Origin of the sequence: Evtepia gabavorous (genome assembly GCF_003425665.1) — a bacterium.
Classification (GTDB): Bacteria; Bacillota; Clostridia; order Oscillospirales; family Oscillospiraceae; genus Evtepia; species Evtepia gabavorous.
On the sequence record NZ_QQRQ01000005.1, the window covers coordinates 1 to 16291 of the forward strand.

The 16291-nt window shown below is 61.0% G+C and carries 18 protein-coding genes; all 18 read right to left on the reverse strand.

Going from position 1 to position 16291, the window contains the following annotated elements; translation table 11 throughout:
• Window positions 1-297: 297 nt before the first annotated feature.
• Complete coding sequence (locus DV520_RS04290) at window positions 298-2364, reverse strand: FAD-dependent oxidoreductase (protein WP_117141898.1); 2067 nt, start codon at window positions 2362-2364, stop codon at window positions 298-300.
• Between the two features lie 17 nt (window positions 2365-2381).
• The gene (gene nuoF, locus DV520_RS04295) at window positions 2382-4622 is read right to left on the reverse strand and encodes an NADH-quinone oxidoreductase subunit NuoF (protein WP_021920499.1); all 2241 of its coding nucleotides are present in this window, start codon (window positions 4620-4622) and stop codon (window positions 2382-2384) included.
• A 336-nt stretch (window positions 4623-4958) separates the two neighbouring features.
• Window positions 4959-7289, reverse strand: coding sequence for an anaerobic ribonucleoside triphosphate reductase (locus DV520_RS04300; RefSeq protein ID WP_117141899.1), 2331 nt, complete (start codon window positions 7287-7289; stop codon window positions 4959-4961).
• Window positions 7290-7589: 300 nt separating this feature from the next.
• Window positions 7590-8069, reverse strand: a complete 480-nt coding sequence (locus DV520_RS04305; RefSeq protein ID WP_117141900.1) for a DUF2313 domain-containing protein — start codon at window positions 8067-8069, stop codon at window positions 7590-7592.
• Complete coding sequence (locus DV520_RS04310; protein ID WP_117141901.1) at window positions 8066-9121, reverse strand: baseplate J/gp47 family protein; 1056 nt, start codon at window positions 9119-9121, stop codon at window positions 8066-8068. The genes DV520_RS04305 and DV520_RS04310 overlap by 4 nt, the downstream gene beginning before the upstream one ends.
• Window positions 9118-9513 carry a hypothetical protein gene (locus DV520_RS04315; protein WP_187422454.1) on the reverse strand — a complete coding sequence of 132 codons (396 nt, stop codon included), beginning with the start codon at window positions 9511-9513 and terminating at the stop codon, window positions 9118-9120. The genes DV520_RS04310 and DV520_RS04315 overlap by 4 nt, the downstream gene beginning before the upstream one ends.
• The gene (locus DV520_RS04320; RefSeq protein WP_242984646.1) at window positions 9510-9878 is read right to left on the reverse strand and encodes a hypothetical protein; all 369 of its coding nucleotides are present in this window, start codon (window positions 9876-9878) and stop codon (window positions 9510-9512) included. Before DV520_RS04320 ends, DV520_RS04315 begins: the two co-directional genes overlap by 4 nt.
• Window positions 9879-9907: 29 nt before the next feature.
• Entirely contained in the window at window positions 9908-10858 is a 951-nt protein-coding gene (locus DV520_RS04325; protein ID WP_117141902.1) for a hypothetical protein, read from the reverse strand.
• Window positions 10859-10862: 4 nt separating this feature from the next.
• Window positions 10863-11444, reverse strand: a complete 582-nt coding sequence (locus DV520_RS04330; RefSeq protein WP_021920493.1) for a LysM peptidoglycan-binding domain-containing protein — start codon at window positions 11442-11444, stop codon at window positions 10863-10865.
• Between the two features lie 23 nt (window positions 11445-11467).
• Window positions 11468-11938, reverse strand: coding sequence for a hypothetical protein (locus tag DV520_RS04335; RefSeq protein WP_117141904.1), 471 nt, complete (start codon window positions 11936-11938; stop codon window positions 11468-11470).
• Window positions 11931-12140: a hypothetical protein gene (locus DV520_RS04340; protein ID WP_021920491.1), complete on the reverse strand. Its 210-nt coding sequence runs from the start codon at window positions 12138-12140 to the stop codon at window positions 11931-11933. The genes DV520_RS04335 and DV520_RS04340 overlap by 8 nt, the downstream gene beginning before the upstream one ends.
• Entirely contained in the window at window positions 12137-12571 is a 435-nt protein-coding gene (locus DV520_RS04345) for a hypothetical protein (RefSeq protein ID WP_117141905.1), read from the reverse strand. Before DV520_RS04345 ends, DV520_RS04340 begins: the two co-directional genes overlap by 4 nt.
• Window positions 12568-12957 carry a hypothetical protein gene (locus tag DV520_RS04350; protein ID WP_117141906.1) on the reverse strand — a complete coding sequence of 130 codons (390 nt, stop codon included), beginning with the start codon at window positions 12955-12957 and terminating at the stop codon, window positions 12568-12570. The genes DV520_RS04345 and DV520_RS04350 overlap by 4 nt, the downstream gene beginning before the upstream one ends.
• A 16-nt stretch (window positions 12958-12973) precedes the next feature.
• Window positions 12974-14011 (reverse strand): phage tail sheath subtilisin-like domain-containing protein, encoded by a 1038-nt coding sequence (locus DV520_RS04355; protein ID WP_117141975.1) that lies wholly within the window; start codon window positions 14009-14011, stop codon window positions 12974-12976.
• Between the two features lie 5 nt (window positions 14012-14016).
• Window positions 14017-14517 carry a hypothetical protein gene (locus DV520_RS04360; protein ID WP_117141907.1) on the reverse strand — a complete coding sequence of 167 codons (501 nt, stop codon included), beginning with the start codon at window positions 14515-14517 and terminating at the stop codon, window positions 14017-14019.
• Entirely contained in the window at window positions 14514-14852 is a 339-nt protein-coding gene (locus DV520_RS04365) for a hypothetical protein (RefSeq protein ID WP_117141908.1), read from the reverse strand. Before DV520_RS04365 ends, DV520_RS04360 begins: the two co-directional genes overlap by 4 nt.
• Window positions 14849-15232 (reverse strand): hypothetical protein, encoded by a 384-nt coding sequence (locus DV520_RS04370; RefSeq protein ID WP_117141909.1) that lies wholly within the window; start codon window positions 15230-15232, stop codon window positions 14849-14851. The genes DV520_RS04365 and DV520_RS04370 overlap by 4 nt, the downstream gene beginning before the upstream one ends.
• Window positions 15229-16278 (reverse strand): phage major capsid protein, encoded by a 1050-nt coding sequence (locus DV520_RS04375; RefSeq protein WP_117141910.1) that lies wholly within the window; start codon window positions 16276-16278, stop codon window positions 15229-15231. The genes DV520_RS04370 and DV520_RS04375 overlap by 4 nt, the downstream gene beginning before the upstream one ends.
• Window positions 16279-16291: the final 13 nt, after the last annotated feature.

Below are 16291 nucleotides of genomic sequence, written 5' to 3' on the forward strand. Positions count from 1 at the left end.
CCCGCCGATGATGTTCAGCGCAGAGCACGCATCAACGGCCTCGGTGTTCTCGATCTTGTCCTGATCCGAGAACGCCGCCCCGGCGCCCATGACCATGACAGACAGCATCACAGCCACACAGAGCACCAGGCTCAGAACCTTCTTCTGGGGGAACTCCTTGCCCCGCAATGCTTCGCTCCGCAATTTCCCACGGATTTTACACGGAACTCCCACCATAAAAACATCACTCGCAACAAAAACCCCCAACGCGGAAAATTTGGTTTTCCGCGTTGGGGGTGTCTTTCTACGAAGGACCAATCACTCTTCCAACTCGTTCTCCCGAATCCGAAGAGCCCCTGTGGGACACGCTTCTGCACACTTGAGGCAGTCAACGCACTCCCGGATCACGTTGCTCTGCTGGAACTCAGGTCGGATGGTAGTATCAAAACCGCGGCCTACCAAGCCGAGGATTCCCTTTCCCACCACCTCGTCACACATTCTGACACACTGGCCGCACAGGATACACTTGCCTTGGTCCCGTTCAATGGCCACCAAGCGTTTTTCCTTATAGCTGGGATGGAGCTTTCCCTTCCCATTGCCTTTGATCCGCTCAATCCGTTCTGGCTGAAGCTCGTACAGATTGGCACAGCGGATCAGCTTACATTCGGCAAAATCATGGCAGCCGCAGTCCAGACAGCGGGCCGCTTCCGCCCGGGCCTGGGCCTCGGAGAAGCCCAGATTGATCTCCTGAAAGTCGTGCTTCCGCTCCTCCGGGGGACGGGTGGGCATCTTGGCCCGGGGCAGCTTGATATAATCGGCAAAGTATTCAGGAGACACCTTCTTCACCGAGAGATAGGTCTTCTGATAGGGTACCTGCATGCCGTTGAGGTACAGGTCCACCACCTTGGCGCAGCGGCGGGCCTCGCCAATGGCCTCAATGGCAATGGACGCCCCTTGGTTTGTGGCATCTCCCACAGCGAAAACCCCTGGCATAGAGGTCCGATAACTGGTCTCATCCGCCGAAATAATGCCTTTCCGGTTGAGTTCAATCCCCTCAAAGCCCGCCACGTTGGCCTTTTGTCCAATGGCGCTGATGACACAGGTAACCGGCAGGGTTTCAAACTTCCCTTCCACAGGCACCGGACGGCGGCGGCCGCTTTCATCGGGCTCGCCCAGTTCCATCACTTGGAGCTTGATCTCCTTGACCCGGCCATTTTCCCCGATAATCTCCGCGGGGTTGGTCAAGAATTTATAGATCACGCCCTCTTCCCGGGCCTCGTCAATTTCCAGCTGTTCCGCAGGCATCTCCGCCTCTGTCCGGCGGTAGACCACATAGACCTCCTTCGCCCCCAGGCGGACCGCAGTCCGGCAGGCATCCATGGCGGTGTTGCCGCCGCCCACCACAGCCACCTGGTCGCCAATGGCGGGCTTCTCCCCCATGGCTACCTGGCGCAGGAAGTCAATGCCTCCCATCACGCCGTCCAACTCTTCCCCAGGACAGCCGATGGGCATACTCTCCCACGCGCCAATGGCCAAAACCACCGCGTCATAGCTGTTCTTAAATTCCTCAAAGGTCACATCCCTGCCGATGCGGAAATTGTTCTTCATCTCCACACCCAGGGAGGCAATCTCCGCAACCTCCTCGTCCAGCACCCGTTTGGGCAGCCGGTATTCCGGGATTCCGTACCGAAGCATTCCGCCCATCTGGGGCATCGCGTCCACAACGGTCACCCGGTGCCCTTTTAAGGACAGGTAGTAGGCCGCGGTCAAGCCGCCTGGGCCGCCACCGATGATTCCCACACGTTTGCCGGTGGCCGCCGCTTTGGGCGGAAGATACCCGCCGGCTTGGATCACCCGATCCGCCGCAAAATATTTCAAGTAGGCAATGGAGATCGACTCCTCTACCATCTGGCGCCGGCAGCCATCCTCACAGGGATGGGGACAAACCCGCCCAATGCAGGCAGGCATGGGCAGGCGCTCCTTGATGATCCGCACGGCTTCCTTGTCATCCCCCCGGGCAATGGCCTGGACATATCCCTGGGCATTGACGCTGGCGGGGCAGTTGAGCACACAGGGACCCCGGCAGTCGCCGTCGTGGTCACTCATGAGCAGCTCAATGCTGGTTTTCCGGGTCCGAACCACCCGCTCCGATTCTGTATAGATCACCTGGCCATCCTGCGCCACCGTGGAACAGGCCCGCAGAAGTTTGGGGCTTCCCTCCGCTTCCACCACACAGAGGCTGCAGCCGCCGTAATGCTTGAGTTCTCCGTTGTGGCAGAGGTTCGGGATCTCAATGCCGTTGTTCTGGGCGATTTCCAGGAGGGTTTGACCAGCTCTGCCAGTACAAATCTTACCGTTAATAATGACTTTAATTCTCGTTTTCATTCTATGCCCCTCCCTTCTTAGTCCACCACAATGGCGCCAAACTTACAGGAGCTGACGCACTGCTTGCACTTGATACAAGCCGACTGGTCAATGACATGGGGCTCTTTCCGGGTCCCGCTGATGCACTCCACCGGGCACTTCCGGGCGCAGACAGTGCAGCCGGTACATTTGGCCGGGTCAATGGAGATGGTCAGCAGCGCCGAACATTCATGGGCGGGACATTTCTTATCCCGGATGTGGGCCTCATACTCCTCCCGGAAATACCGAATGGTGGTCAAGACCGGGTTGGGCGCGGTCTGGCCCAGGCCACACAGCGCACCATCCTTGATGCTGACGCACAGCTCTTCCAGCAGCTCGATGTCCCCCTCTTGTCCTTCCCCTTCGCAGATTCGGTTGAGGATCTCCATCATGCGGGTGGTGCCAATCCGGCAGGGGACGCACTTGCCGCAGGATTCCCGGGCGGTAAAGTCCAGGAAGAAACGGGCGATGTTCACCATACAGGTGCTGTCATCCATCACCACCATGCCGCCGGAGCCCATGATCGCGCCAGTGGCCGACAGTGCCTTATAGTCAATGGGGGTATCCATCAAGGCCGCGGGGATACAGCCGCCGGAGGGACCGCCCATCTGCACCGCTTTGTAGGCCCGGCCGTCCTTAATGCCGCCGGCAATGTCAAAAATAACATCCTTGAGCGAGTTCCCCATGGGAACCTCCACCAGGCCGCCCCGCTGGACTTTGCCGGTGAGAGCAAAGACCTTGGTGCCTTTGGAGTTCTCCGTGCCCATGGCCGCAAAGGCCGTCCCGCCATGTTGAATGATCCAGGCAACGTTGGCAAAAGTCTCCACGTTGTTGATATTGGAGGGCTCATTCAGATAGCCGCTCTGGGCCGGGAAGGGCGGCTTCAGCCGGGGCATGCCTCGCTTGCCCTCCATGGATTCAATCAGGGCGGTCTCCTCACCGCACACGAAAGCGCCGGCGCCAATTTTGATGTTCAGGTCACAGGAAAAGTCCGTGCCCAAGATATTCTTCCCCAGCAGGCCGCGGCTACGGGCCTGTTCAATGGCCTGACTCAGCCGCTCCACCGCCAGAGGGTACTCCGCCCGGATATATACATACATGTCGCTGGCCCCAATGGCATAGGCGCCGATGAGCATGCCTTCGATCAGGGTATGGGGGTCGGACTCAATCACCGCCCGGTCCATAAACGCGCCGGGATCGCCCTCGTCGGCGTTGCAGATGAGATGCTTCTGCTCCCCTTCCGCCTTCCGGGCGGCGTCCCACTTAAACCAGGTGGGGAAGCCCGCTCCGCCGCGGCCTGCCAGCCCGGAGACCTTGATCTCCTCGATCACCTCTTCCGGCTTCATCTTCAGGGCTTTGTCCAGGGCCTGGTAACCGGCATGGTTGATGTAGTCGTCAATGCTGGTGGGGTCCACCACGCCGCAGTTTCGCAGGGCCACGCGCTTCTGTTTTTTCAGGAACCGGGCGTCCTCATCACTGATGAACATGGCCTCCAGCTTGGAAAAATCCTTTTTCCGCACCGCTTCCACGATCCCCAGCGCGTCGGTCTCCGTGACCCGCACCAGGCGGTGGAGCAGCTGCTCTCCCTCGTAAATATCCACGATGGGTTCCAAATAGCACATACCGATGCAGCCCGTGGTCTCCACGGTAAAGCTGTCGGTGGCGGTCATGTGGCCGGCAAGCACTTTGGCCACCCGGGCCGCGCCGGCGGAAACCCCGCAGCTGCCCTGCCCCACCAGGATACGGATGCCATTGCCCGCTTCCCGCTGGCGCAACTGGCGGAGAATCTTAATGGTTTTCTCCGGGGTAAGATTCCCATAGGTATCGCCGTTAATCATCATCACCGGGGCCAGGGAGCAGCAGCCCAGACAGGCCACCTCGTTGAGGGTAAACATTCCGTCTTCCGTGGTCTCCCCATTGTGGATTCCCAGTTCCTGGGTAATAGCGGTCCGAATGCGTTCTGATCCGTTGACATGGCAGGCCGTCCCATCACAGAGCATGATCTGATACGTCCCCATGGGCTGCAAGCGGAAATAGCTGTAAAAGGTGGCTACTCCCATCACTTTGGCCGGGCTGTTGCCCGTGCGCTGGGCCACATGGTAGATGACCTCCTGAGGCAGATAGCCATAAATCGACTGGGCCTGCTGGAGAATCATGATCAGACTGGTGGCATCCTCCTGATATTGGCGCAGTACGCCTTCCATCAGGGATAGGTCAACACCTGACTTGAACTCGGTCATTATTTTCACTCCTTTGATTGACGGGGATTTCGTTTATCATCTTTACAGTTTTTTTATCTTATCTTTCATTTTCCCCGTGGCGTGCAAAACATTATCGGTTAAATTATAGTCCCCTGGCACACGATTTGCAAGCCCAATTCCACGACTGGCCAAAAGTTTTTGTATACTTTCCCCTAAAAATCTGACATTTTCCCAGGCTTTTCGTCTCTCTTTTGTTCCTTTTCTCACAACCTTTGCAAAAAAACTTGCAAGTGAAAAAGAGACTTGAAAACTTCAAGTCTCTTTTTGCATGATTTCTTTCAAATTGTATGTCATATACCGCCTTGGGCAGAAATCTCACACGTGATGCTTCACCCGATCATGTTCCTCCGCCCGCTTGGCGTTGTTAAACCGATCCAGGGTCCCCACCAAGTAACCGGTGATCCGACGGATCCGCTCAAAGGGCACGCCGTCGTCCTCATGGCGTCCGCAGCCAGGGCACTGGTCCCCGATGATCCCAGAGAATCCACACACCGGGTCCCGGTCCACCGGATGGTTGACCGAACCGTAGCCGATTCCCTTCTCTTTCATACACCGGATAACCCGTTCAAAGGCGTCCAAGTTCTCCGTGGGGTCTCCGTCCATCTCAATATAACTGATGTGACCGGCGTTGGTCAGGGCGTGATAAGGCGCCTCAATAGCAATCTTGTCATATGCGGAGATGGGGTAGTACACCGGCACATGGAACGAATTGGTGTAGTAATCCCGGTCGGTAATCCCCTCCATGACGCCGTACTTCTCCTTGTCGATCTTGACAAACCGGCCCGACAGTCCTTCCGCGGGCGTGGCCAGCAGGGAGAAATTCAGGTTGCGCTTTCTGCTCTCCTCATCCATCCGGGCCCGCATGTGTCCGATGATCTCCAGGCCCAGCACCCGGGCCCGCTCGCTCTCCCCGTGGTGCTCCCCAATGAGCGCCTTCAAGGTCTCTGCCAGGCCAATGAAACCCACAGACAGGGTGCCGTGCTTCAGCACTTCCCGGACCTCATCATCCCAGTCCAGCTGATCCGAGTCAATCCAAACCCCCTGCCCCATCAGGAAGGGCGCGTTCTTGACCTTCTTCCGGCACTGGAACTCAAACCGCTCCAGCAGCTGATCCACGCACAGGTCCATCATGTGATCCAAGCTCTCAAAGAAGGTATTGATATCTCCCTTGGCCTTGATCCCCAGCCGGGGCAGGTTAATGGTGGTAAAGGACAGGTTGCCCCGCCCGTTGCAGATCTCCCGCTCCGGGTCCACCACGTTGCCAATGACTCTCGTCCGGCAGCCCATGTAGGCAATTTCCGTCTCCGGATGTCCTTCTTTATAATATTGCAGATTGAAGGGCGCGTCAATAAAGGAGAAATTGGGGAAGAGCCGCTTGGCCGAGCAGCGGATGGCCAGTTGGAACAGATCATAGTTGGGTTCCCCAGGATTGTAGTTGACCCCGTCCTTCACCCGGAAAATCTGGATGGGGAAGATGGGGGTCTCCCCATTGCCCAGGCCGGCCTCGGTAGCCAGCATGATATTTTTCATCACCATCCGGCCTTCCGGCGTGGTGTCCATCCCATAGTTAATCGAAGAGAACGGCGTCTGAGCCCCTGCCCGGGAGTGCATGGTGTTCAAGTTGTGGATCAGGGCCTCCATGGCCTGATAGGTCGCCCGGTCGGTCTCCTTGGTGGCCCGATAATGGGCAAAGGCCTGGCACTTGCGCATCTCCGCTTCATCCTGGCTGTAATGGGCCAGCAAAAAGGGCATCTCCGCCTGGAAATACTCCTCACAGTCCTCCAGCTTGGGATACAGGCCGGTCTCTTCCTTAATCTTCTGGATATTGGCCTTGATCTCGCTTTCAGGGTCTGTTCGATCCTCCAGCAGCATCACCGCCCGAGCCAGATTCTGGCGATAAATCCGCTGGAACGTCTTCCGCACTCCCATGGCCATGGAATAATCAAAGTTCACAATGGCTTGCCCGCCATGCTGGTCGTTCTGATTGGATTGAATGGCGATGCAGGCCAGGGCTGCATAAGAGGCAATGTCGTTGGGCTCCCGCAGTGTGCCGTGCCCTGTGGAGAAGCCCCCATCAAAGAGCTTAATCAGGTCAATCTGGGTACAGGTGGTGGTCCCCATAGGGGCAAAGTCCATGTCATGGATGTGGATATCCCCGCTGGTGTGGGCCCGGGCATGCTCCGGCTTCATCACAAACATCTGATAGAACTGCTTCGACCCCTCGCTGCCGTACTTGAGCATAGTGCCCATGGCAGTGTCTCCGTCGATGTTGGCGTTCTCCCGCTTAATGTCGCTGTCCTTGGCGGAGGAGAAGGTAATGTCCTCGTAAATTTTCATCAGGCGGGTGTTCATCTCCCGGGCCCGGTTCCGCTCGGAGCGGTAGAGGATATACGCCTTGGCTGTCTGAACATAGCCATTGTCCATCAGCACCCGTTCCACGATATCCTGGATATGTTCCACATCGGGGCAGTTTCCCCCTTCTACCTCCAGCACAGAGGCCACCTCATGGGCCAGCTTGGCCGCGGTCTCCTCATAGCCCGGTTTATAGGTGGCCTCAAACGCCTTGTTGATGGCGTCTGCAATCTTATTCTCATGGAAGGGGACCACTCTTCCGTCCCGCTTCCGAATCTGTTGTACCGTGGTCATCGAGCGTCTCTCCTTCTTATCCAAACTCCCATCTCCGCCGGGAGCATCTTGTGGTTTTCCTATCACAAAAACACACGATATTGTGTTTCCTTCGAATCAGCACCCACATCATAGCACCCGGGCACTGTCTCCGTCAAGACTTGTCTGGGAAAATTATTGCACAAAATTTAGGGTCCGTCTGTGACTTCGGCACCATGGCTTGTGTGCCCATGCGCCCGCTCCCGGCAGACTCCCCGCTTCCCAACGGCGCCCTGCTCTTCCAGGATTTCTTTCCCCAGCCGCCCAGGAGACCGACACGGGTTACACGCTGTCCGAAAATTGGTACTTCACCAAGAGATGACAGGGCAGAATCTCCTCAATCCGGGCCTTTGTCTGCTCAAATCCCGCCGGGATCCCCTCCACACCGGGAAAGGAAACCACCACCTCCAGCGGGTCCTCCGTCTCCTCCACCTGGGCCGGGATTCCACAGCCCCGGAGGGTATCGTTCATGGCCGCCAGGGTAAAGCTGTCCCCCCCAATGCGAAGCAGCGCGGCCACCGTCTGGCGCAGTTCTTCCAAGGTCTCCCCTGCGCGCTCCAGTCCCAGCAGCTCCAGCAGTCCTGTCAGCCCTTCCGCCTGGGCCGTGTACAGATTCATCTCCCGCTGGAGGAGGGCCACCTGCTCCGCCACCTGGTCCAGCGCCTCCCCTTCGCTCTGGAGTTCCCCCCACTGGAAGGAGCCCTCCCATCGGTAAACCCCCAGCGGGGCCAGCAGATCCCGCAAGTTCTGTCCATGACTCATCGCAGTTCCTCCACAGAGACAGACTCCAGCACCGGCAGCTGGTTTTCTGCCACCACCACATCGTTGGCCGGGCCTTCAATCCGGTAGTTGTCAACCCCCTCCACCTGGTAAATGCGCTGCCCAATCTGTGCCAGAAGAAGGTCCCGGCCCAGCATGCTTCCGTCAAACCAGGTCTCCATGGCCTCCTGTACCCGGGCAATCACCGGCCCAGGCAGCAGTCCGGGCTTTGGTTTAACAGAGAGAATGAGCCGTACTGCCACCGGTTCCGGCGCCAAAACCGCCACGTCCACCGCGATCTCCCGCTTCTGCTCCAACCGCTCCTGGACCTGCCTGAGGAGCTCTTCCCCCGGCAGACCCTCCACCCCGGCAATGATCACATCCACCGTACCCATTCCCCGGTTTTTGGGCAGAACCCGCACCGCGGTCACCCCCTCCACCGCCAAGGCCTCCTGGGCATAGTAGGCTCCATTGGTGCCGTTGGGTAGCTGCTGGTAAGTGGCCAGAATCCGGGCCCGCAGTTCCTCGTCCCCTTCTTCCTCCCGCCCCCCTGTAAACGGGACCGGATTGGTACAGGCGGCCACCCCCACCGGCGCCACCGCCATGGTGCGGACCGTCCCGGCGGACACATTGCCCCCCGGCCCGGGTTCCACCGCCTGGGCCGGGAGGTCCACAGATAGCTCCCCCGCAGGCAGCACCCCGGCCTGGGTGGTCTCAAAAGCCACCAGCCCCGCCGTCATACACACCGTCCCTTGGGCAATCTCCAAATCCTCCTCCACCGCCTCCTGGACAGAGAAGCGGAGGGTCCCACTGGCCTGCCGGGCAGGGTTTCGGGCAATCCCCCGCAGAAACCCATGTTTTTCCAGTTCTTCCCCTGTGGCCGTCTGGGGAAAACACTGCCGGCAGGTCCAGGCCAGCTCCTCATAGAGCCCATAGACCTGTGCCGCCAGGGCATACATCCGCACCGCCATCTCTCCCGTGCCGTTGGGTTCCATTCCGGTCTCCTGAGAAAACCGATCCATCATCTCCCGGTAAATTTCTTCCACTGTTTTCATATGCTTCCCGCCTCCTGTCGGTCCTCTTGCCTGTCCTGCCACCCCAGCGCCGCCGCGTCCAGCACCGCCTGCATGGGTTCTCCCTGCCACTCCAGTTCCACGGTCAGCGTCCGGGTTTCCTCCGTCCAAACCGCACCCAATACCCGCAGGTTTTCCTCCCCCGCCAGGGCCTCCGCGGCATAGCTGGCCCCCAGTGCTCCCCGGGCCGAGGGCCGCGCCCGAGACAGCAGATACAGTCGGCTGCCCACCTCCGGCAGCAGGGGAAATCCGCCCCGACGGGCTGTGAGCAGAAAGAGAACCCGCTCCAGTACCCCTGCCCCGCCCGTGGCAAGGGCAAAGCCCCCCGCTCCATCGGGGCGGTAATCCCCTTCCCGCAGCTGGGTCACCGTCATCCCCTCACCTCCTGTCCCTGGAGCCACAGCGACCCCTCCACCTCCACCCTTCCCTGGAGCTGGATGGTCCCCTCCTTCGTCAGCCGAATCCCCGCGCCTGGCGCCACGGAGATCCACACCTCTCCGGGCCGGATGCTTTCCTCCACCTGGCCACCCACCACGCAGGGGGCCTCCTCCGGCCCGCTCTTCACCACCAGCACCGTCTCTCCCCGGTCAGGAACCCAGTGATACCCGCCCGGCAGACAAACCCGAACCCGCCGGCGTTCCCCCGCCAGAGACACCCCCACTGTGTCTCCGGATAACGTCACTTCTCCCCATTCTGCCCCAGGCTCCTGCAGCCGGGTTTCCTGCTGTCCTCTTGCCATCCACATGAGATTGCCTCCTTTTCTCTCCTTTATAAAACCCCCTGAGGGTCTCCCAGCACCAGGGTGGTCTCATGCCCCAGTTCCCCCAGGCAGACCCGGCTCTCTCGCACCCGATACGTTCCATTCCCGCTCCATCCCGTTCGGGTCAGCCGCACCAGGTCCCCTGGCCAGGCGGCAAAGGGCAGCGCCACCGTCACTTCTATGACCAGCCTCTCCGCCGCCGACCGGTCCAACTGGAACTTCGCCTGATACCGCCGGGCCTGAAAGCCGGTGTCCTTAGGCAGCAAAATCACCCGGCTGCACTGGCCTCCCCGCCGCCGAAAGTCCTCATTGAACTCTGTCTGCCGGGTCCACCCCGTCACATCTTTTACCGTGACCTGGGACAATACCCCATACCGCTGGTCCCGCCGGACCACCCTCGTCACCGGCGCGGTCTCATCCAGCGCCGCCGGGGTTTTATCCTCCCAGGGGTGGAGCGCCAGCTTCCCCGCCCGGGTAAACCGCGGTGTCACGCCTGCATAGTAACGGGCAAATGTATACAGGACCTTCCAGCAGCTGCTCCCCGAAGCCACCGAAAAGCCCTGTACCGCCGGCAGCGACACTGCTTTTTCCAGTCCAACTCCATAGGGGGTGACATACCGCCGCAGAATTTCCGCCAGCGTCGCCTGTCCATAGTCCGCCGCCTCCGCCTGATTGTCCAGCAGCAGCGCCTGGAGCCCCCGCCCTGTGATCTCTGCCACACATCCAGCCGGAGACCACTGGGTTTCACATTCGTCAATCACCCCGAAAAACAGCGTCTCCCCCTTCTCGGTCACCCGCAGCCGGGTTCCATCGGCCAGCCGGCTCTCCTGCCCCGCCGACCACAGCGTCTTCACCCAAACGCTGTCACAAGGGGTGCCAAGCCCATAGTTCAGCCGCCAGGCCACCGGCGTGGGCAAGGTGTACTCCGTCCCGTCATAGCAAAGCATGGTCCATTCCATTCCCTCACCCCCTCACCCGCAGACGCTGTCCCGGCTGGATCACATTGGGATTCTTGATCTGCGGATTCAACACCAACAGTTCCCCCAGGGTCATGCCCCAGGCCCGCGCAATGCCCCACAGGGTCTCCCCCGAGACCACCGTGTGATACACCGCTGCCTCTGACACTTCCCCTCCCGCTGTCTGTCCGCCGCCTCCCGCCTCTGGACGGACAGGCTCCAGCTGCTCCCGGTACCGGTCATTGTCCTCCCAAAACGTGAAGGTATACCGTACATAGTCCTGCCTTGGCTCTTGGGCCAGGGTCAAGTCCACAAAGTACGCCTTGGCACTCTGCCATACAGGATGGATCAAGGTCCCCGGTCCGCTGTGATAGAACACAGAGGCCAGCTTCTTAAACTCCTCATAGGCGCCTGCCCCGTAAAATTCCCCCTCTCCCTTCATCACCCGCCGGCCCAGCCCCAGGTCCTGCATGGCATACCGTCCAAAGGGCACCTTGTGAACCGCCACCTTTCGCACATACTGAATGGTATAGGTTCTCGGGTTGTGGGGCCAGACATAGCTCTTATACTGCATCGGCGTCAGTTCCACCCTGCCGTCTCCTTTCTCTCTAGTCAATAGAGGAAAAATCCCCCGTCATACCGCCGGGCATCCCGCTGCACCGCCCGGTCCAATTCTCCCCAATCGGCTGTCGTTCTCTGCTCCAGGGATTCCGTCAACGCAAAAGGCGTCACTTCCCGTCCTCCCATTGCCGCCTGGGCGATCTGTCTGGCCTGTCCCAGCTGCGCGTACAGCGACCACCCCTCCGGCCGGGGCCGTACTTGTTCCGTCAGGCTGACCATCTCCTGCGCCGCCTGCTCTATGGTCTCCAGCACATCCTCTCCCCCGGTCCGCCGGCGTTCCTCCAGACTCCACGCCTCCGCAGCAGCCCCACGCTGTCCTGCGTCTGGTGCCGGAGCCGTCTCCCGTTCCCTGTCTTCCGGGAGAAATTCGTTTTCTCTCCCTCTCCTCGGCCAACGGGGCAGTCCCAACGCAGATTCCCACTCCTCCTCTTCCGCCAACAGGGTCTCCAAATAATCAATCACAGGCCCCCTCCTTCAATGCCTGAAACCGGGCCCAGTCAAAGGTGGGATTCTCCTCCCGGACCATCTCTCCCGTCTCCCGGCCGCACACCGGGCACCGGGCCCTCTCCGCCGCCTCCCGGCACTGAGGGCACAGCTGACGGGCCACTTCCTCTTCATCCAACAGAAGGTTGACCGCGCACCACAGGTAGTCCTCCTCCCTCATCGCCTTGGCCCGTTCCTCCGTCGGCAGCGCCCCAAAACATTTGAGCACATGCCACCGAAGGCGCTGCCGCGGCATGTGCTCCAGGCTTTTTTTAGCTGGTCCAGCCGGCTCCTCTCCAGTCCGGTCCCCAGACCCTCCTCCTGGTAAAACGCCATCCACCGGCGGGCCAGAGTTTCCACCTGGCCCACCGTCAGCCTGTGCAGAACCTCCTCCCCGGACCCATACACCGGACGCCCCCGGCGAACCACCGCCCGGGCCACCAGGCAGGCGTTGGAGCACAGCGCCCGGTCTCTGTCCTCCCCCGCCAGCGCTGTCGCCTCCCGCCGGGCCTCCAGAACCTCCTGGGCCGTCAGCAGCCGCAGCTGGACCCCGCCCGGCAGCCGCTGCCGGGGGGAGGCGGTCAGAATTCGCAGCCAATCAGGGCTCTTCATAATGCTGTCTCAATCCTCCTCCCCGCCATTACCGTGACCTTTTCCACCACAGCGGCGCCCAGCGTGCCGCTCTCTCCAATCTTGCTCCACTGACACCCGCTGTAAATCACCCGCCGGTCCGGCTTGCAGATCACCAGACTGAAATCCTCCAGGTCATGGAAATGAATCCCGTCTGCCAAAGCCTCATCCGTGGCATAGATTCGGGTGAGCTCCAACACATGCCGGCTCTGTCCCGGAATTGTGGCCACCGGTTCTCGTTCTCCAAAGGCCTCCACCGTGGTGCTGGACTTGGTGGACTGGGCCGTATAGCTCTGAACCACCGCCACTTTTTTCCCATCCACCTCCAGATAGATGTCACTGCTGGTGGGAATCAAATTTGCCGCCATATCCTAACCCCCCCTGTCACACGGTGATCTGGGCGCTCAGCCAGATCTGATTGAGTCCATGGGCCACCGTAAAGGAAAAGGTCACCAGGCACACCGTGGGCGCCTCCTCCAGCGGCTGGACGGTAACCTCTCCATACCCCGTGATGATCTCCGAGGCCAGCTTCCGCTCCAGCTCCAAAATCACCTGGGAGCGTACCGCCCCCCGGGTCTGGGCCGTGTTTTTGGCCCGGGGAAACTTGGCCCGCAGGGCATTTCTCACCCCGGGGATGACATCGTCCACCACCAAAATTGTGGTCAGCTCCCGCCATGTGCTGTCGGAAACGCCTCCGGTGGTGGTCCGAGTGGTCACGCCGCGGACCACCGAACACACGCCGCCCGCCAGCTCCACCGGGGTCACACCCCCCTGGAGCAGCGTGTCCAGTTCACTCTCCCCATAGCGGAGCGCCAGGCCGGGAATCCCCCGCAGCTCCACGCCGCCCAGGGGAAGGGCGGGGTCTCCCTCTCCACAGATGGCCCCGGCCACCGCCGCCGCCACCAGCGCACCGCCTGCCTCTTCCGATATCCCCGGTGCCACCAGCACCACCCGCTCGCTGTTGAGTTCCTTGGCCCGGGCCACCAGCTGACTGACGGATTCCTCCGCCCCGCCAGGCACCACCGCGATCCGCTCCCGACGGACCTGGGCATCCGCCAGCACCTGGTCCCGCAGCGCCTGCTGGACAGACAGCGTCTGGCTGTCGCAGACCACCACCTTGACCGACTCCTGTTCTCCCAACAGCGCAAAGGCCGCCGGATAGTCCGCCTCCTCTTCCACTGGAACCGCCAGCACCCGGGCCGCCCCGTTGGCCATGAGGAGCTTCACCAGCGCGGTCAGAGCATCCTCTTTCCCAAACGTGGTCTCCGCCTCCTCATAGCGGCCCAAATCATACAGTTTCCCCGGGGTTCCCCCCTGGCTCCGGGCCGCCACGGCAGCCCACCCCCGGCGGGCCGCTCCACTGACCACTGCCGAGGCCGCATAAACCGAGTACACCCCCGGCCGTTCATGGGTTGTCACCATACTGCTCACAGCGTCACCTCTCCTCTCACCGTAAAGCCCTCCAATTCTCCGCTCTCCTCCATTCCTGCCACCAGCATGCCCCGGCACACCGCCTGGAGCTTGCCCCAGAACATCCCGCTGGCCTGGTCGAAGGCAGTCTCCCCCGCGGACCACTTCTCCACAGCGAATCCCGCCGGTCCCCGTTCCATCAGCGCCTGTGCCACCTGCTCCAGCAGGGCCTGGCAGCCTGACTCCCCTGCCGCCTCTGGGCTGTAAAGGGTCACCCCAAACTTCACCGTGATCCGCCGCCCATACCGCTCGGTCCATTGCCGGGCCGCCGGATCATAGGTCTGCCCCAGATAGTTCTGAAAGCCGGACGCGCCGGCCTCCACCTCCTTGACCTGTACCACCGCCACCGGCGTCTTCCGCCCCTTCCAGACCTCCTTGGGCCAGGCGGAGAGGGCCTCAATGCCCGCCTCCGCCAGAAATGCGGTCATCGCCTGCCGAATCGTGGCCAACGTCGTCATGTCACATCTCCCTCCTGCCTGACCAGAACGGCCCGCCAATAGATCCGCTCCCGTCCCGCCTCCACGGCGCTCACGTTCCGCACCCCATAGAACCTCTCCCCCTGCTGCAAAACCCAGTCTCCCGGTTGTTCCTCCAGCGGAAGACTTGCCTCTGCCAGGCACAGCACCATTTCCTGCCGGCGCAGGCCCAAATCCGTGGGCACAAACTGCCGCGCCTCCCCCAGCAGAGGACGCAGCACCGCCCGCCCCGTCCCCACGATCTCTCCGTCCCGCCACAGGGTCACCGTCTGGCCATACCGGGCCGCAATGGCTTGAAAACTGCCGGCAAAGCTCATCCCTCCACCTCCAAAAAGGCAAAACACCCGTCCTGTACATAGGGCTCCATCAGCCGCTCCGCCTGGCTTTGTAGGCTCCTGGCACAGGCGTCTCCCGTCCGGTCCTCCCGGGCCCGCACCGTCAGGTCCCCGGCGGAAAAGGACAGCGGCGTGGGCTGACTCTGCTCCAAAGCCCCTGTCATTCCTGCCAGCGCCGTCCAGGCACTGGCCACCACCAATAGGTCCTGGCAGTCCTCTTCCGTCACATCCTCCCGTAGGCGCCCCAGCCACTGCTCCAACGCGCCGCCGCACAGGATGGAGAGGACGTTCTCCTCTCCATCCGTCAGTTCCCGTCCGGCAAAGCACAGGGCCACCTCCAACACTGCCTGCCGAGAAATCATCCTTCTTCCCCCGCTGTCCCGATCTGAAGCACCTTAGAGGCCGGCTGAAACACCTTGGCAAATCCAGAAATCGAGGTGATGGCCGCCCGCTCCAGCTGCCGGTCAATGAGCTTGTCATACTCCACCAGCACCTCACTGCCCCGGACCAGCTCTAAGGCATACTGCCTGTCCAAACCAATGATGGTCCCGGAGGGCACCGCGCTGCTTCGGAGCAGGGTGGCCCCCATGGGGGTTACCAGCTTTCCCGTTCCCTGGAAGGCCAGCCCCGCCGTGCTGTCCTGCATCTCCTCCAGCTTGAGGATTTGGGCCATGGCGTCGCCCACCAGCAGGGTATTCATGGTATAGGGGTCAAACTGACTCCAAAAGTCCACCAGCGCGTCATAGCTCAGGGTCCCCGCTGTCCCGGCGATGGGCTTGGTCCCCACGGTGTACTGATCGGCGCCGTTCTTGTTGCCGTCCCCGTTGCAAATCACGTCAATGGCGTCGGCCACATGCATCCGGTTGATGTAGGCGCCGATCTGCCGCAGGGTGACCGAGAACAAATCCAGCCGCTGGAACTGGATGGCCTCATAGGAGGCCACCAGCATCCGGCCCCGCTTGTGCAGCTTCACCAGGTTTTCCTGGGCGCTCACCCGGGTCTCCGGGATCATCGCCCCCTCCGCCACCATTTTCAGGGATTTCTCCTCCTCCGTGGGGGTGGAGGCGATGGAACGGTAATCCATCCCGCTGATCCGGGTTTCCGCCGCTGTCATCAGGGGCAGAATATTGTTCTCCTCCATTCCCTGTCGCACCGCCCGGGCCACATATTCCGGGAAAAGCACCGCCGATTCCCAGCTGGCAAAGAACTTGGACACCACATCGGAGTCCGCCCCCTTCACCTTAATGTCAAACCGTTTCAGCTGCCGCTGAAAGGCATCCAAATGCTCCAGCGGCGTCCCCTTGTACTGCTCCGAGGGGTCACACTTCTCCAGCACCTTGGTAAAGGACCGCCCCGCTTCGCTGTACATCCCCTTGTCCAGCTTCACCGTCTCAAACTGATATGCCATACATCCCGTCTCC

What these genes read in the sequence shown, in the direction of transcription:
- DV520_RS04290 (WP_117141898.1), bottom strand. Translation starts at nt 2,364, where the DNA reads ATGAAAACGAGAATTAAAGTCATTATTAACGGTAAGATTTGTACTGGC.
- nuoF (WP_021920499.1), bottom strand. Translation starts at nt 4,622, where the DNA reads ATGACCGAGTTCAAGTCAGGTGTTGACCTATCCCTGATGGAAGGCGTA.
- DV520_RS04300 (WP_117141899.1), bottom strand. Translation starts at nt 7,289, where the DNA reads ATGACCACGGTACAACAGATTCGGAAGCGGGACGGAAGAGTGGTCCCC.
- DV520_RS04305 (WP_117141900.1), bottom strand. Translation starts at nt 8,069, where the DNA reads ATGAGTCATGGACAGAACTTGCGGGATCTGCTGGCCCCGCTGGGGGTT.
- DV520_RS04310 (WP_117141901.1), bottom strand. Translation starts at nt 9,121, where the DNA reads ATGAAAACAGTGGAAGAAATTTACCGGGAGATGATGGATCGGTTTTCT.
- DV520_RS04315 (WP_187422454.1), bottom strand. Translation starts at nt 9,513, where the DNA reads ATGACGGTGACCCAGCTGCGGGAAGGGGATTACCGCCCCGATGGAGCG.
- DV520_RS04320 (WP_242984646.1), bottom strand. Translation starts at nt 9,878, where the DNA reads ATGGCAAGAGGACAGCAGGAAACCCGGCTGCAGGAGCCTGGGGCAGAA.
- DV520_RS04325 (WP_117141902.1), bottom strand. Translation starts at nt 10,858, where the DNA reads ATGGAATGGACCATGCTTTGCTATGACGGGACGGAGTACACCTTGCCC.
- DV520_RS04340 (WP_021920491.1), bottom strand. Translation starts at nt 12,140, where the DNA reads ATGAGGGAGGAGGACTACCTGTGGTGCGCGGTCAACCTTCTGTTGGAT.
- DV520_RS04345 (WP_117141905.1), bottom strand. Translation starts at nt 12,571, where the DNA reads ATGAAGAGCCCTGATTGGCTGCGAATTCTGACCGCCTCCCCCCGGCAG.
- DV520_RS04350 (WP_117141906.1), bottom strand. Translation starts at nt 12,957, where the DNA reads ATGGCGGCAAATTTGATTCCCACCAGCAGTGACATCTATCTGGAGGTG.
- DV520_RS04355 (WP_117141975.1), bottom strand. Translation starts at nt 14,011, where the DNA reads ATGGTGACAACCCATGAACGGCCGGGGGTGTACTCGGTTTATGCGGCC.
- DV520_RS04360 (WP_117141907.1), bottom strand. Translation starts at nt 14,517, where the DNA reads ATGACGACGTTGGCCACGATTCGGCAGGCGATGACCGCATTTCTGGCG.
- DV520_RS04365 (WP_117141908.1), bottom strand. Translation starts at nt 14,852, where the DNA reads ATGAGCTTTGCCGGCAGTTTTCAAGCCATTGCGGCCCGGTATGGCCAG.
- DV520_RS04370 (WP_117141909.1), bottom strand. Translation starts at nt 15,232, where the DNA reads ATGATTTCTCGGCAGGCAGTGTTGGAGGTGGCCCTGTGCTTTGCCGGA.
- DV520_RS04375 (WP_117141910.1), bottom strand. Translation starts at nt 16,278, where the DNA reads ATGGCATATCAGTTTGAGACGGTGAAGCTGGACAAGGGGATGTACAGC.